Raw genomic sequence first — 15,376 nt, forward strand, 5'->3', positions numbered from 1 at the left:
CATCCCTCCATCCGACCGGTCGGGAGGGATTAGAAATAATCTGGACGAAATCAATTGTAGCGTTATGGGGTTTCCGACGCCAGCCGCTCGAGTCGCGTGAAGATCGGCTGGGCCAGCCGCTCCAGTTCCGCCGGACTGGCCCGCAGGGTTTCCTCTTCCAGACCGCCCAGACGGTCGGCCAGATCGGGTTGACCGAACATCGCGCACTTGCCGCGCATCGCGTGGACGTGATCGGAAAGGGCGGCGCGGTCGTCGCCCGCCAGTAAGTCGCGCAGAATGTCGCTATCGCGCGCCATTTCCCGCGCGAAGGCGGGTTGCAGATCGGCCAGACCGGGCGGCGGCCGGTCGAGTCCCAGCAGCGCGGGCAGCTCGCGGTAATCGTCGATGATCCGGTTTGCGCCCAGTTCGGCAACCGGGCCGTGGGCATAACCGAACGAGACCGCAACGGTAGCGACTCCCGCTGCCCGCGCCGCCGCGATGTCGTTATAGGAATCGCCCACCATCACCGCCTGCTCCGCCGTGACCCCCAAACTATCGAGGATCACCTGGATGTGGATCGGGTCGGGCTTTAAGGCCGGGGTGTCGTTGGCCCCGACGACGACATCGAAGAAATCGGCCAGCCCCAGCTTGGCCAGAACCACCTTGGTTGCACCGCTCGGCTTGTTGGTGCAGACGGCCAGCGCCAAACCGGCTTCTTTCAGTCGGGTCAGGGTCTCGATCACGGCGGGCCAGGGGCGGGTCGATTCGGCCGAGCGCGGCTCGTAATCGGCCATGAAGCGGTGCAGCAAGTCCTCGACCGGCAGATCGACCGGTCCGCCGGTGGTCAGGAAAGCCTGCTCGACCAGGATCGCGGCCCCGCCGCCGACCAGCGCCTTGACCGCATTGGCCGATAGCGGCGCCCGGTCCCATGCGGCCAGCATCCGGTTGACCGCCGCCACCAGATCCGGCAGCGAATCGATCAAGGTGCCGTCGAGATCGAACAGGACGGCCCGAGGCGGCGAGGTGAGAAGCGACATCGAAACCTACCGTAACAAAGATTGACTTGGCCGGGGGCGACCGTTGTGGCACGTTGCCGCGACTGCCGCAACAGATTGGGTTCACGCCGCTATTATGGCTTCCCGCGCGCTTGCCGTCATCGTCCTTGCCGCTGGCATGGGCACCCGTATGAAATCCACTTTGCCCAAAGTGATGCATCCTCTGGCCGGTCGGCCGATGATCCGCCATCTGATGGACACGGTGCATTCTCTTTCCCCCGACCGCGTCGTCGTCGTCGTTGGACCTGACATGGACTCGGTCGGCGCCGCTGTCGCCCCGGTTCCCACCGTGGTCCAGGTCCAGCGTCTGGGCACCGGCCATGCCGTGGCCCAGGCCCGCGCCGCGTTGGGCGAATTCGACGGCGACGTGATCGTCCTTTACGGCGACACCCCGTTGATTACCGCCGAGACGCTGCTCCGGCTGTTGGCCGAACGGCGCGGTCCGCGCGATCCGGCGGTGGTGGTGCTGGGCTTCAAGCCCGACAAAGCCAGCGAATACGGACGGTTGGTGGTCGGGGCCGAAGGGCTGAAGGCAATCGTCGAGTACCGCGACGCCACCCGCGAGCAGCGCGAGAACCCGCTGTGCAATTCCGGGGTGATGGCGCTGGACGGGCGGCGGATGTGGAGCCTGATCGACCGGATCGACCCCACCACCAACAGCAAGGGCGAATATTACCTGACCGACGCGGTGGCGCTGGCGCGCGCCGACGGCTGCTGTTGCAGCTTTGTCGAGGGCGAGCAGATCGAACTGCTTGGCGTCAATTCGCGGGCCGAGCAGGCGATCGCCGAAGCGGTGATCCAGGCCAAATTGCGCGATGCGGCGATGGAGGGCGGCGCGACCCTGATCGACCCGGCCTCGGTGTGGTTCAGTTGGGATACCAAGATCGGCCAGGATGTCGTGATCTGGCCGCATGTCGTGTTCGGCCCCGGCGTCACGATCGGCAACCGGGTCGAAATTCGCGGCTTCTGTCACTTCGAGGGCTGCTCCGTCGCCGATGGCGCGACGCTGGGTCCGTATGCCCGGCTGCGTCCCGGCGCCAACATCGGAGCCTCGGCTCATATCGGCAATTTCGTCGAGATCAAGGCCGCCACCGTCGAGACCGGGGCCAAGGTCAACCACCTGACCTATATCGGCGATGCCCGCATCGGCGCGGGGGCCAATGTCGGGGCGGGGACGATCACCTGCAATTACGACGGCTTTGCGAAATCCTTCACCGATATCGGCGCAGGGGCCTTCATCGGCTCGAACAGCGCCTTGGTCGCCCCGGTCAAGATCGGCGACGGCGCGATCGTCGGAGCCGGTTCGGTCATTACGCGGGACGTCGATCCCGGGGCGCTGGCGGTGGCGCGTGGAGTTCAGGCCGATATTCCCGGCTGGGCCGACACGTTCCGGGATCAGCAGCGCGGCAAGAAGGGGTAAGCGGGCATGTGCGGTATCGTCGGAATCGTCGGTCGGCAAGATGCCGCGCCCTTGCTGGTCGAAGGGCTTCGGCGGCTGGAATATCGCGGCTACGATTCTGCCGGGATCGCCACCTTGGTCGAGGGGCGGATCGACCGCCGCCGCGCCGAGGGCAAGCTGGTCAATCTCGAAAATCTGCTGAAGACCCAGCCTTTGGGCGGCAGCACCGGGATCGGCCATACCCGCTGGGCCACCCATGGCGTTCCGACCGAGCGCAACGCCCATCCTCACGCCACCTCCCGCGTTGCGGTGGTTCATAACGGGATCATCGAGAACTTCCAGGAACTGAAGTTGGAACTGACCAAAGCCGGTCAGGTGTTCGAGAGCGATACCGACACCGAGGCGGTGGCGCAGCTGATCGACCATTTGCTGGCCCAGGGGTTCGAGCCGGTCGAGGCGACCGACCGCGCCCTGGCCCGGCTCCACGGTGCCTTCGCGCTGGGGATCATCTTTGCCGGTCGTCCCGAGATGATGATCGCCGCCCGTCAGGGATCGCCGCTGGCGATCGGTTATGGCGAGGGCGAGATGTATCTGGGCTCGGACGCGCTGGCGCTGGCGCCCTTGACCCGGCGGATCAGCTATCTCGATGACGGTGACCGCGCCGTGATCACCGCCACCACCGTCTCGATCTGCGACCGTGAGGGACGCCCGGTCGAGCGCGAGGTGCGCCAGACCAATCTGTCCGGGGCGCTGATCGGCAAGGGACAGCACCGTCACTTCATGTTGAAGGAAATCTACGAGCAGCCGGAAGTGATCGGCGGCACCTTGAAGACGATGCTGAACCCGGCGGAGCGGACGATCACCTTGCCGCATCTGCCGTTCGATCTGGCCGGGATCGCGCGGGTGCGGATCATCGCCTGCGGCACCTCCTATTACGCTGGAATGGTCGCCAAATACTGGGTCGAGCAATTGGCGCGGGTTCCGGTCGAGGTTGATATCGCCTCGGAATTCCGCTATCGCTCGCCGCCGCTCGAAGCGGGCGGTCTGGCGATCTTCATTTCCCAATCGGGCGAAACCGCCGATACCCTGGCCGCGTTGCGCCATTGCCGCGCCAACGGCCAGCATTGCCTGGCCCTGGTCAACGTCCCGGAAAGCACCATCGCCCGCGAGGCCGACGGTGTGTTGGAGACCCTGGCCGGGCCGGAGATCGGCGTCGCCTCGACCAAGGCGTTCACCACCCAATTGACGGTGTTGGCCGGTCTGGCGGTGGCGCTGGGTCGGGCCAAGGGGGCGCTGGATCGTGCCGCCGAGGCCGAGGTTTGCCGCGCCCTGGCCGAAGTGCCCGCCCGCGTCGCCGATGTGCTGCGTGACGACAGCGCGATCCGCGCCATCGCTCCCTCTGTCGCCGAAGCCCGCGACGTGCTGTATCTCGGCCGCGGCACCGGCTATCCGATCGCGCTGGAAGGCGCGTTGAAGCTGAAGGAAGTCAGCTACATCCACGCCGAAGGCTATGCGGCGGGCGAGTTGAAGCACGGCCCGATCGCCCTGATCGACGATTCGGTGCCGGTGATCGTGATCTGTCCGTCCGACGATCTGTACGACAAGACCGCCTCGAACGTGCAGGAAGTGGTGGCGCGCGGCGGCCGGGTGATCTTCCTGTCCGACCGGTCCGGCATCGACCGTCTGTCGGCCAAGGTCGCGGCCACGATCGAACTGCCTGCGGTGGCGACCTTTGTCGCGCCGCTGCTTTATGCGATTCCGGTGCAGTTGCTGGCCTATCACGTCGCCATCGCCAAGGGCACCGACGTCGATCAGCCGCGCAATCTCGCCAAAAGCGTCACGGTCGAGTAATCCCCGTTGCCCCGTGCCCGCTTGGAGGTCTGTGCGTCCAAGCGGGGGCGGGGCAAGGGGAACGTCCGGAGGGTTACCGGCGGCGGGGATCGCTGGGGCGGAACGCTTTATAGCTGATACCATGGCGCTCCATGCGCACGCCCAGCATCCGGCGGGTCAGGCCGAGTTCGTCCGCCGCCGCGCCGATATTGCCGTTGCTGGTCTTCAGCGCCTCGACGATCATTTCATATTCGACGGCATGGATCTTGGCTTCGAGCGGCATCCGGAACCCGGTGTCGGTTTCGGTCGGGGTTTGCAGCGACGGCGGCAGATCGTAACTGTGGATCACCCCATCTTCGGCCAGGATCAGCGAGCGCTCGATCACGTTTTCCAGTTCGCGGACATTGCCCGGCCAGTGGTAGCTCATCAGCATGTTGAGCGCCGGGGTCGAGATGCGCTTGATATCCTTGCCGTTCTCGGCCGCAAAGGTCGAGACGAAATAATCGGCGAGCGTGATCACGTCACTGCCGCGCTCGCGCAGGGGAGGGATGGTGATCGGAAAGACGTTGAGGCGATAGTACAAATCCTCGCGGAAGGTACCTTGCTCGACCATTACGGCAAGGTCGCGGTTGGTCGCGGCGATGATCCGGACATCGACCCGCACCGGTTTGCAGCCGCCGACCCGTTCGAAGGTGCGGGCCTGGAGCACGCGAAGCAACTTGGCCTGCATCGTCAGGCTGAGTTCGCCCACCTCGTCAAGGAAGATGGTGCCGCCGTCGGCCTGCTCGAAATAGCCCTTGTGCATCATCATCGCGCCGGTGAACGACCCTTTTTCGTGGCCGAACAATTCGCTTTCCGCCAGCCCTTCGGGTAATGCCGCGCAATTGGCCTTGACGAAGGGGCCTTCGGCATTGGGGCTGTTATAGTGGATCGCGTTGGCGACGAGTTCCTTGCCCACCCCGCTTTCGCCCAGGATCAGCACGGTGGCCCGCGTCGTCGCGACCTTGTGAATCAGGGCATAGACCTCCTGCATCGGCTTGGAATTGCCGATGATATTGTCGGGCTTGAAGCGTTGCTTCAGCGCGCTTTTGAGCAGCCGGTTCTCGGTCTCCAGCCGAACCTTCTCGATATTCTCCATCAGGTACAGTTCGACCGCCGGGGCGATCAACGTCCCGATCATCGCCAGCAATTCGACATCTTGTTTCAGCAGGCGGTGATTGAGATAGATCCGCTCGGCACAAATGGTCCCCAGCACTTTCCGCGCCAGCACGATCGGCACGCAGACGAAGGCGGTCTTGCCCCGCCGCTTGCGGTCGCCATGGGCGCGGGTGCGGTCAAGGAAATCGGGGCTCTGGTCCAGGCGCGGGACGATCACCGCCTTGCCGGTCTGGACCACCTTGCCGGTGATTCCCTCGCCAGGAGCATAGATACCGCGTCCCTTTTCCTCCTCGGTCAGACCGAAGCTGTCATGGATGAAGATCGCCTCGGAATGACGGTCGTACAGCATCATGATGCCGCGATGCATCCGCAGACGCTGGCGCATTCCGTCCAGGGTGATCGACATCAGCGTGGCAAGATCGGCGTTTTCGGCCAGCACCTTGTTGATCTCGAACAGGATCGGCAAGACGCTGACCCGGCACTCGCCGGTGAAGCAGTGGGTAAATTCCTCGACGGAGCCGTCGAGGGCGCGGTTGAGAGTAACCGTGTCATCCATGGTCATTGATCCGCATTCACTCCATTAGCCTGTCCATTCCCAGGGAACGAATACGCAATAGGTGGGCCATGTCGGACCGATCGCAGGCCCACCGGAATGAATGGTGGCGGCATTTAAATTCAATCACCTACGGTCAATAATTGAGTTGATAAAACTCAATACGCCGAAAAGATTTACATAATCGGTAAATTCCGGCGGTGGATTTGACAGAAACGGCCAATCTGCTGATGGGCTGATCGGGTGGGGTCGGCGAACCGGATTCGGTGCCGAAAGGGGAGGGGCAAGGGGGGCGTCAGCCTCCTAAACGCGGATCGAGAGACGATCTGGATCAATTCACCGTTTCGGTAAATTCGCCTCTTCGAATTTGCAGGTTCGGTCTATTCGAACCGACGACATCCCCCCGCAATGGCCGCCGAGCGAAATTTCCCTTTCGGTAAATTTTTTGAGCGGTTTTTCAGTTTCAGAATAATCCGGTCGCTCGCGCCACATCGTGCCGATCCGCAAAGGCTTGATTTTCAACGATAGCCCCTCGCGGCCGCCGGGCGCGGGGTCGGAGGGGAATTTCCCGATCTGTAAATTAAAAAATCCTTGGGAATCAATCGGTTGGTTGGCACGTGGCTTGCCATAGACCTTGGCATGGACGGTTTCGCTTCCGTCCCCACGGGTTCACCAAACGGAGTTTCCCACAATGACGCGCAAGGTTGCGATCTACGGCAAGGGCGGGATCGGCAAATCGACCACCACCCAGAACACGGCGGCGGCGCTGGCCCACTTCCACAACAAGCGGGTGTTCATTCACGGCTGCGACCCCAAGGCGGATTCGACCCGCCTGATCCTGGGCGGCCTGCCGCAGGAAACGGTGATGGACACCCTGCGGACCCAGGGCGCCGAGAAGGTGACGCTCGACAAGGTGGTCAAGACCGGGTTCCACGATATCCGGTGCGTCGAATCGGGCGGGCCGGAGCCGGGGGTCGGCTGCGCCGGTCGTGGCGTCATCACCGCGATCGACCTGATGGAGGCCAACGAGGCCTATACCCCCGATCTCGACTTCATCTTCTTTGACGTGCTGGGCGACGTCGTCTGTGGCGGCTTTGCGATGCCGATCCGCGACGGCAAGGCGCAGGAAGTCTATGTCGTCGCCTCGGGCGAAATGATGGCGATCTACGCCGCCAACAACATCTGCAAGGGCTTGGTCAAGTACGCCAAGCAGAGCGGCGTGCGCCTGGGTGGCATCATCTGCAACAGCCGCAAGGTCGATGGCGAGCGTGAGTTCCTCGAAGAGTTCTGCGCCGCGATCGGCACCAAGATGATCCACTTCGTCCCGCGCGACAACATCGTGCAGAAGGCTGAGTTCAACAAGAAGACGGTGACCGAGTTCGATCCCGCCGCGGATCAGGCTCTGGAATACCGCCAGCTTGGCCTGTCGATCATCGAGAACGACAATTTTGTCATTCCGAAACCACTGACGATGGATGAGCTGGAAGCGATGGTCGTCAAATACGGCATGTGCGACTGACCCCAGCTTAATCGAGCCGTGCATCCGCGCGGGGGCCGGGAAACGGTGCTGCCTTCCGAAACCCGTCTCCAGTCTCACCGTCCGGCCCTTGATCTGACGAAGCCGGACGGACGCGCTCCCCGCGCGGGTGCACACCTTGGTCGCCATCCAGCTACGGAGCGAAAACAATGCCTTACCATGAGTTTGAATGCAGCAAGTGCATTCCCGAACGCAAGCAGCACGCCGTCGTCAAAGCCCCGGGCGAGGATCTGACCTCGTGCCTGCCCAAGGGCTATCTCAACACCATTCCGGGCTCGATCTCGGAACGCGGCTGCGCCTATTGCGGGGCCAAGCACGTCATCGGCACCCCGATGAAGGACGTCATCCACCTCAGCCACGGACCGATCGGCTGCACCTACGACACCTGGCAGACCAAGCGCTATATCAGCGACAACGGTAACTTCCAGCTGAAATACACCTTCGCCTCCGACGTCCGTGAAAAGCACATCGTGTTCGGGGCGGAAAAGCTGCTGAAGCAGAACATCCTCGAAGCGTTCGCGCAATTCCCCGAGATCAAGCGGATGACGATCTACCAGACCTGCGCTACCGCGCTGATCGGAGACGACATCAACGCCATCGCCGAAGAGGTGATGGAAGAGCTTCCCGACGTCGATATCTTCATCTGCAACTCGCCGGGCTTTGCCGGTCCCAGCCAGTCGGGCGGCCACCACAAGATCAACATCGCCTGGATCAACCAGAAGGTCGGCACCGTCGAGCCCGAGATCACCAGCGATTACGTGATCAATTACGTCGGCGAATACAACATCCAGGGCGACCAGGAAGTCATGCAGGACTTCTTCAAGCGGATGGGCATCCAGGTCCTCTCGACCTTTACCGGCAACGGCCGCTATGACGATCTGCGGGGGATGCACAAGGCGCACCTGAACGTGCTCGAATGCGCCCGCTCGGCCGAATATATCTGCAACGAACTGCGAGTCCGCTACGGCATTCCCCGCCTCGACATCGACGGGTTTGGCTTCGAGCCGCTGTCGCAATCGTTGCGCAAGGTCGCGATGTTCTTCGGTATCGAAGAGCGCGCCGAGGCGATCATCGCCGAGGAGACCGCTCGCTGGAAGCCCGAACTCGATTGGTACAAGGAGCGCCTGAAGGGAAAGAAGGTGTGCCTGTGGCCGGGCGGTTCGAAGCTGTGGCACTGGGCCCACGTCATCGAAGCGGAAATGGGCGTCAAGGTCGTCTCGGTCTACACCAAGTTCGGCCACCAGGGCGACATGGAGAAGGGCGTCGCCCGGTGCAGCGAGGACACCCTGGCCATCGACGATCCCAATGAATTGGAGGGTCTGGAAGCCCTCGAAATGCTGAAGCCCGACATCATCTTCACCGGCAAGCGTCCGGGCGAAGTCGCCAAGAAGGTCGGCGTCCCCTACCTCAACGCCCACGCTTACCATAACGGTCCCTACAAGGGCTATGAGGGCTGGGTCCGTTTCGCCCGCGACATCTACAACGCGATCTACTCGCCGATCCACCAATTGGCCGAGCTGGATATCAGCCGCGACCCGATCCCGACCGATAAGGGCTTCGCCACCCAGCGGATGTTGTCCGACGCGTCCCTGCCCGAGGACATCCGCACCTCGACCACGCTGCGTCAATACAGCGGGGCCTACGACACCATCTCCCCCCTGCGGGACAAAACCTATCCCACGTTCGACTCCCGCTCCGCCGCGGCCGAATAGCACGAGGACGATCATGGAAGACGTGACCAAGACCCGGGTCGAGCAACTGATCGACTACATCATGAAGAATTGCCTGTGGCAGTTCCATTCCCGCAACTGGGACCGCAAGCGCCAGAACGAGAACATTATCGGCATGACCACCCGGCTGTTGTGCGGCGAACCGGTCAAGCCCGAGACGCCCGAAGACAAATGCTATTGGGTCGATGCGGTTTGCCTCGCCGAAGCCTATCGCGCCCGCCATCCCTGGCTGGCGACGTTGGGGGTCGATCAGATCCGCGAGTTGATGGCCAAGCTGCACGAACAGCTCGATTACCAGACCATCACCGCCTCGCTCAACGAAGAACTGACCGATCAGCATTATTAGGAAGGATTGCTCCATGTCCTGCGAACTGAAACTGAAAGAGCGGATCGGCACCATCAACCCGATCTTCACCTGCCAGCCGGCTGGGGCCCAATATGCCAGCATCGGCATCAAGGATTGCATCGGCATCGTTCATGGCGGCCAGGGCTGCGTGATGTTCGTCCGCCTGCTGATCTCGCAGCATCTGAAGGAAAGCTTCGAGATTGCCTCGTCCTCGGTCCACGAGGACGGGGCGGTGTTCGGCGCGCTGAACCGCGTCGAGGAAGCGGTCGACGTGCTGTTGATGCGCTATCCCCACGTCAAGGTGATCCCGATCATCACCACCTGCTCGACCGAGGTGATCGGCGACGACGTCGATGGCGTCGTCACCAAGCTGGAGGAAGAGCTGCTTCAGGTGAAGTATCCCGACCGCGAGGTCCACCTGATCCCGATCCACACCCCCAGCTTCGTCGGCAGCATGGTCAGCGGCTATGACGTCGCCGTCCGCGATTTCGTCAAGTACTTCGCCAAGAAGGACAAGCCCAGCTTCAAGATCAATCTGATCACCGGCTGGGTCAATCCGGGCGACGTCACCGAGCTGAAGAGCCTGCTGGCTGCGATGGAGATCGAAGCCAATGTGCTGTTCGAGATCGAAAGCTTCGACTCGCCGCTGATGCCCGACAAGAGCGCGGTGTCGCACGGCTCGACCACGATCGAGGATCTGATCTCGACCGCCGACGCCCAGGGCACGATCGCACTGAACCGCTATGAGGGCGGCAAGGCGGCCAAGTTCCTGGAAAAGCGGTGGGACGTTCCGGCGATCATCGGGCCGACCCCGATCGGCATCCGCAACACCGACACTTTCCTCCAGAACCTGAAGACGATGACCGGTAAGCCGATCCCCGACTCGCTGGTGCGTGAGCGTGGTATCGCCATCGACGCGATCACCGATCTGACTCACATGTTCCTTGCCGACAAGAAGGTGGCGATCTTCGGCAATCCCGATCTGGTGATCGGGCTGGCGGAATTCTGCCTCGACCTCGAGATGAAGCCGGTTCTGCTCCTGCTCGGCGACGAGAATGCCGAGTACGAGAACGATCCCCGGATCAAGGCGTTGCAGGAGGGCGTCGATTTCGACATGGAAATCATCGCCAACGCCGATCTGTGGGAACTGGAAGACCGCATCAAGAACAAGGGTCTCGAACTCGATCTGATCCTCGGTCATTCCAAGGGACGCTTCGTCGCGATCGACAACATGATCCCGATGGTCCGGGTCGGCTTCCCCACCTATGACCGCGCCGGTCTCTATCGCTATCCGGTGGTCGGCTACAAGGGCGCCACCTGGCTGGCCGAGCAGATGGCCAACGCCCTGTTCACCGACATGGAATACAAGAAAAACAAGGAGTGGATCCTGAACGTCTGGTAAGGCCCGCTGCCTTCGGGGCGGCGGCCAGAGACGGTTGCCGCCCCGCTTGTTTCCGTAACCCGTCGGGAGGGGTCCGATGAAAATAGCCGCTTATCTTGATGAGACCGGGTCGGTTTCGTCTTTCGACCGGGCGGGATCGGTCTGCCTGTTTGGTCGCGAGGACTCGGGCTGGGTCGAACAGGACCGGATCGGGATTGATTTCGTCGATCAGCCCACCCTGGCCCCGCGCAAGGCGGTACTGCGCGATGTTGCCGCCCGGCTGGGGACCTGCCGGGTGCTGTTGCTGGGGCAGGTCACTGGCATCCTGCCCGCCATCTTGCAAGAGGAACTGGGCTTTCGCCTGTGGCGGTCGGAAGGCGATCTGGCCGACCAGCTCGACAGCGTCGCCGCCCGCGAAGCCGAAGCGGCGGAGAAAGCGGCCAAGGCGGCTCTGTCGCCCCTGATCCCGCTGCCGATTGCGCCGCTGTCGTTGGGCGGGGGCTGCGGCGGGGGCTCCCCCCGGCGCCGGGGCGGCCCGGCGCCTGCGGCCGACATCCTGGCCCAGGCCAACAGCGCACTCGAAATCGTCGGCGATCCCGCCGAGAGCCGGTTCCGCCTCGATCTCGCCGCCTGTCTGGCTTCAGGCTCTGGGCTCAATTCCCGTGAGATTCTGATCCCGATCCTGATCGGGCCGCCGTTCCGCTCGCTCGAAATCCTGTGCGACCATCCGCCGCGCTGGCTGGCCGAGACCCTGGCCGGGCTGGGGATGATCGCCACCATCGACTCCCTTGATGCCGGGGTCCGGGTCACCATCACCCGCCGCGATGATCGTTAGGGAGTGTCTCGAATGAGCCTCAGCCCCCTCTTCCTTTCGCGATAGGATTACCGCTATGTCCATTCGGCCCACCCGCCGCCGCCTGCTCTATTTCGCTTATGGTGGCGACATGCATCCCGACCAGATCGGCGAGCGCTGCGAGGCGGCCGAACTGGTTTGTCGCGCCCGCCTTCAGTCCTATCGGCTGGCATTCCATGGCCGCTCGCGGGTGTGGGACGGCGGCCAGGAGACCGTGACGCCCGACCCTAAAGGCGTCATTCACGGCGTGCTGTATCGCCTGTCGGCGTCGGATTTCGACCGGCTCGACATCTGGCAGGGCGTCCGCATCGACGGTGGCGGCTCGTACTTTCACTCGCCGGTCGATGTGATCGACGAGCAGGGGCGGCTGATCGACGCGCTGATCTACCGCAAGGCGGTGGACGGCGCGCCCGCTCCGCCCAGCCATGATTTTCTGCGCCACCTTGTCGCGGGAGCGACGGCGCGCGACCTTTCGCCCGCTTATATCGCGGCATTGGCAGCAATCCCCTCGCGTCCGGCCGACTTCCCCGTCCCGCGCGAGGACCGCACCGCAGCAGCCTTGCTCTCTGGCATGAGCTGTGCTTGCTGATCCCCTCGTTTCGGCCTGACCGGCCGGGCGACCCTTGACGACGGAGATGACGACATGACCAAGCAGAGTGCGGGACATCCGCACGGCCCGATGCGCCGCAAAGAGCGCGAGATCACCGAGCGGGCGGAAATCGACGCGATCCTGGCCTCCGAGAAGGTAATGCACCTTGCCCTGAGCGACGACAACGTCCCGTTCCTGGTCCCGGTGTTCTATGCCTATGACGGCACCGTTCTTTATTTCCACTCGGCTCCGGCTGGTTCGAAAATCGACATTTTGAAGCGAAACGACCGCGTCTGTTTCGAAGTGTCGGTCGATCACGGGGTGATCGAGGACGAGCGCGCCTGCGATTTCGAGGCGCGTCACCGTACCGTGATCGGTACCGGGCGGGCGGTGTTTGTCGAGGACGAGGCGGAGAAGATTCGGGCGCTCGACCAGATCGTCGCCCTGTTCACCAAGACCCACTTCACCTATCCGGCACCGAAGCTGGCGCACACCACGGTGATCCGGATCGACATCGATCAGATCAAGGGCAAAAGCCACGGCTTTCCCAAGACCTGACCGACGGGGTCCGGGGGGCTCTTTCCCTCTCTCCCCCCGGACCCGACGTCGTACCAACCGGCCAAATCGAGGATTGGCCGGTTGTATTGTCCCTCGCCGGGCGCTCGCCTCCGCTCGCTTGGCCGCCGCCGCAATGGCGGCCTGATACCGGCCAAATCGAGGATTGGCCGGTATTCAGATATATCCGTGATAGGCCCGCACCTTGTAGCAGCCGCCGATCACGAGGAATTCGCCTTCGCTGTTCAGCACGCTCGCGTCGAGCAGACCGGGGAAGAACAGCAGCTTGACCGTGGGAATCTCGGTCTCCAGCACCCAGTCGCCGAATTCCTCCGCCCGCTCCTGCGAGCCGCTGAACGACACCAGATTGTTGAGCCGCACCTCGGCGAGACGACCGGCGATCCGCTCGCCGACCCGCTGCCCCTCGAAATCGTTGGTGCCGCGCCACAGCCGGACAAAGCGCGGTCCCGGTTTCTTGAAGTGGCGGATGCTCCATTGCCCATATTCGTACAGCAGGTCGATCTGCTGATGGATGCAATTGTTGTGAAAGCGGATATCGGTCTTCTCGTGCAGATACTCTCCCCAGGCGGGCGAGGGAAACAGCCCGAGCGGTTCCTTGTGGAACACCGGAACGATGCCGAAGCGACTTTCGACCCAGCCTTTCAGCACCGCCGCCTTGGCGCTGTTGGAATCGGCACCCCACCCGCGCAGCACTTCGAGATAACTGGTAACAGTGCGGCGGGATTCGGCCGGGCCGTCGTCGGGCGCGGGCGGCCCCAGGCCGAAATGCTGGGCCATGTAATGGGCGAACGCCGCCGCCGCCTCGGTCTGGGAGGTGCTGCGGTCCAGCAGATGGAACAGGCCGGGGTGGGTCTCGCGCGTGCCGTGGATGGTCAGGCGGCGCAGCGAGCGGTTGAAGGCCGACGAGGCCAGGATTCGCGGCGGAATCCCCACCATCGAGGTGCTGTACCACTGGTCGGGATCTTCGATCGGAGGCGTGTCCGGCGCAGGCGACAGCAAATCCGGGGCGGGCAGGGTGGTCAACAGCGGCAAGCCTGAACAGAAGCGGTTTCGGGCCGGTCTGGCCGACGACGTGAACGCCGTCTGCCGTGGTTCGCTCTTACCCCGGCCCGGTCGGATCGTACCCTGTCGCCGCCCGGTCTGTCATCAGATCGCGAAAGGCGGCGAGAAAGGCGCGGCGGGCCTCCTCGGCGGGCCAGGGCTCCAGGCGAAGCGACGGCATCCGCCCCCGATAGCCCAGCACCTTGCGGGCCTCGGCCAACGCGAACCCGGCCAATTGAACCGCTTCGGCAAACGCGGCGGCGCGGTCGGCGGCGCGGATCGCGCTCTCCCATGCTTCGGGGACGCGAGGCGGCAGGCCAAAGGCGAGATGAACCGCCTCTGCCACCTTGGCCTCGATCTCGTCATAGGGGCGGCCGACCGCCCGCTTGAACGGGGTAATCAGGTCCGAGGTGACGTATTCCGCCGCATCGTGCAGCAGCCCGGCCAGCCGCGCCGCTCGGGGCAGCTTAGGGTCGGCCGCGACCATCAATTCGACCACCACCAGACAATGCTGGGCGACGGAAAAGCCGTGTTCGCCGACGGTCTGGCCGTTCCAGCGCGCCACCCGAGACAGGCCCAAGGCGATGTCTTCGATCTCGATGTCGAGCGGGGATGGATCGAGAATGTCGAGACGGCGGCCCGACAACATCCGCTGCCATGCGCGGGGGGGCGCGCTGGACCGGCGCGGGGTGGCGCCGTCCGATCGTGCTGAGGTCAAACTCGTTCTCTCCTTTTGAGCCGAACCGGCCCAAAATAGAACGGGAGCGGCCAAGAGGAAATGGCGACGGCGCTTTGGCCCGCGCGCAAAAAAAAGTCCGGTGGGCCACAACAGCCGCACCGGAACCGTTCGAACCCCGACGCCGCCCGCAGACGGTCGCCGGTCCAGTCGTTAAGGATCTCAGCCCGCGAGGGTGGCCGCCAGAAGCACCAAAGAAACCAACATGGTCGCCGTTAGGGCGATCTCTCTGCCGCTGTCCTTGACCGCGACCAGAACCCGGGTGTTGCGCTGTCTCATTCGGTGGCCTCCTGGACGAATCCTATTGAGCTTGATATGGTGCCATCCGCCTACGGGTCAAGAGCCGTTACCGTTCTTTTCCGGCTCCGCGCGGCGGAAAAGCCGCTGCGATGCCCTTGCATTTTTCCAGGGACGCCTGTAAGTTCCGCCGACATTCAGTGCCGGCGTAGCTCAGTTGGTAGAGCAGCGCATTCGTAATGCGCGGGCCGAGGGTTCGAATCCTTTCGCCGGCACCATTCTTTTCAAGGGCTTAGCGGGAAACCGCTAAGCCCTTTTGCTTTTCCCTGCCTCTCCGGGGCACAAACGGGGGCACAAACGGACTCCGGGGCACAGT

General features: G+C 63.4%; 14 protein-coding genes and 1 tRNA gene. 10 read left to right on the top strand and 5 right to left on the bottom strand.

Annotation, left to right across the window (positions count from 1 at the left end; translation table 11 throughout):
• Positions 1-62: 62 nt before the first annotated feature.
• Positions 63-1,016: a phosphoglycolate phosphatase gene (gene gph, locus BLW40_RS05355; RefSeq protein ID WP_074766274.1), complete on the bottom strand. Its 954-nt coding sequence runs from the start codon at positions 1,014-1,016 to the stop codon at positions 63-65.
• A 94-nt stretch (positions 1,017-1,110) separates the two neighbouring features.
• On the opposite strand from gph, the gene glmU reads away from it, so the two are divergent.
• A complete protein-coding gene (gene glmU / locus BLW40_RS05360) occupies positions 1,111-2,454 on the top strand; it encodes a bifunctional UDP-N-acetylglucosamine diphosphorylase/glucosamine-1-phosphate N-acetyltransferase GlmU (protein WP_074766277.1) in 1,344 nt (447 codons plus the stop codon).
• 6 nt (positions 2,455-2,460) lie between these two features.
• A complete protein-coding gene (glmS, locus tag BLW40_RS05365) occupies positions 2,461-4,284 on the top strand; it encodes a glutamine--fructose-6-phosphate transaminase (isomerizing) (protein WP_074766279.1) in 1,824 nt (607 codons plus the stop codon).
• A gap of 73 nt (positions 4,285-4,357) precedes the next feature.
• Here glmS and BLW40_RS05370 read toward each other — a convergent pair whose 3' ends face one another.
• Together BLW40_RS05370 and BLW40_RS17595 are read right to left on the bottom strand one after the other, a co-directional pair.
• Positions 4,358-5,977 (bottom strand): sigma 54-interacting transcriptional regulator, encoded by a 1,620-nt coding sequence (locus tag BLW40_RS05370; RefSeq protein WP_074766281.1) that lies wholly within the window; start codon positions 5,975-5,977, stop codon positions 4,358-4,360.
• A 333-nt stretch (positions 5,978-6,310) separates the two neighbouring features.
• Entirely contained in the window at positions 6,311-6,496 is a 186-nt protein-coding gene (locus BLW40_RS17595; RefSeq protein ID WP_170834528.1) for a hypothetical protein, read from the bottom strand.
• Positions 6,497-6,665: 169 nt separating this feature from the next.
• Here BLW40_RS17595 and nifH point away from each other — a divergent pair, with 169 nt between their 5' ends.
• The 7 genes from nifH (at position 6,666) to BLW40_RS05405 (ending at position 12,968) form a co-directional block, all read left to right on the top strand.
• A complete protein-coding gene (gene nifH / locus BLW40_RS05375; protein WP_074766283.1) occupies positions 6,666-7,493 on the top strand; it encodes a nitrogenase iron protein in 828 nt (275 codons plus the stop codon).
• Positions 7,494-7,660: 167 nt separating this feature from the next.
• A complete protein-coding gene (gene anfD / locus BLW40_RS05380; protein ID WP_074766284.1) occupies positions 7,661-9,223 on the top strand; it encodes a nitrogenase iron-iron protein, alpha chain in 1,563 nt (520 codons plus the stop codon).
• Positions 9,224-9,236: 13 nt separating this feature from the next.
• Positions 9,237-9,587, top strand: coding sequence for a Fe-only nitrogenase subunit delta (gene anfG, locus BLW40_RS05385; RefSeq protein ID WP_074766286.1), 351 nt, complete (start codon positions 9,237-9,239; stop codon positions 9,585-9,587).
• A 13-nt stretch (positions 9,588-9,600) separates the two neighbouring features.
• Positions 9,601-10,989, top strand: a complete 1,389-nt coding sequence (anfK, locus tag BLW40_RS05390; protein WP_074766288.1) for a Fe-only nitrogenase subunit beta — start codon at positions 9,601-9,603, stop codon at positions 10,987-10,989.
• A gap of 76 nt (positions 10,990-11,065) precedes the next feature.
• Positions 11,066-11,803, top strand: a complete 738-nt coding sequence (gene anfO / locus BLW40_RS05395) for a Fe-only nitrogenase accessory protein AnfO (RefSeq protein WP_074766290.1) — start codon at positions 11,066-11,068, stop codon at positions 11,801-11,803.
• Between the two features lie 55 nt (positions 11,804-11,858).
• Complete coding sequence (locus BLW40_RS05400; RefSeq protein ID WP_074766292.1) at positions 11,859-12,410, top strand: gamma-glutamylcyclotransferase family protein; 552 nt, start codon at positions 11,859-11,861, stop codon at positions 12,408-12,410.
• A 54-nt stretch (positions 12,411-12,464) separates the two neighbouring features.
• The gene (locus tag BLW40_RS05405; RefSeq protein WP_074766294.1) at positions 12,465-12,968 is read left to right on the top strand and encodes a pyridoxamine 5'-phosphate oxidase family protein; all 504 of its coding nucleotides are present in this window, start codon (positions 12,465-12,467) and stop codon (positions 12,966-12,968) included.
• 174 nt (positions 12,969-13,142) lie between these two features.
• Here the strand turns inward: BLW40_RS05405 and BLW40_RS05410 are convergent, their stop codons facing one another.
• Both BLW40_RS05410 and BLW40_RS05415 read right to left on the bottom strand, forming a co-directional pair.
• Positions 13,143-14,009, bottom strand: coding sequence for an NAD(+)--dinitrogen-reductase ADP-D-ribosyltransferase (locus BLW40_RS05410; protein WP_244511062.1), 867 nt, complete (start codon positions 14,007-14,009; stop codon positions 13,143-13,145).
• A 76-nt stretch (positions 14,010-14,085) separates the two neighbouring features.
• A complete protein-coding gene (locus tag BLW40_RS05415) occupies positions 14,086-14,745 on the bottom strand; it encodes a YfbR-like 5'-deoxynucleotidase (protein WP_083386629.1) in 660 nt (219 codons plus the stop codon).
• 457 nt (positions 14,746-15,202) lie between these two features.
• Between BLW40_RS05415 and BLW40_RS05420 the strand changes: the two genes are divergently transcribed.
• A tRNA-Thr gene (locus BLW40_RS05420) sits at positions 15,203-15,278 on the top strand.
• Positions 15,279-15,376: the final 98 nt, after the last annotated feature.

It is taken from the genome of Magnetospirillum fulvum (assembly GCF_900108475.1).
Taxonomy (GTDB): domain Bacteria; phylum Pseudomonadota; class Alphaproteobacteria; order Rhodospirillales; family Magnetospirillaceae; genus Phaeospirillum; species Phaeospirillum fulvum_A.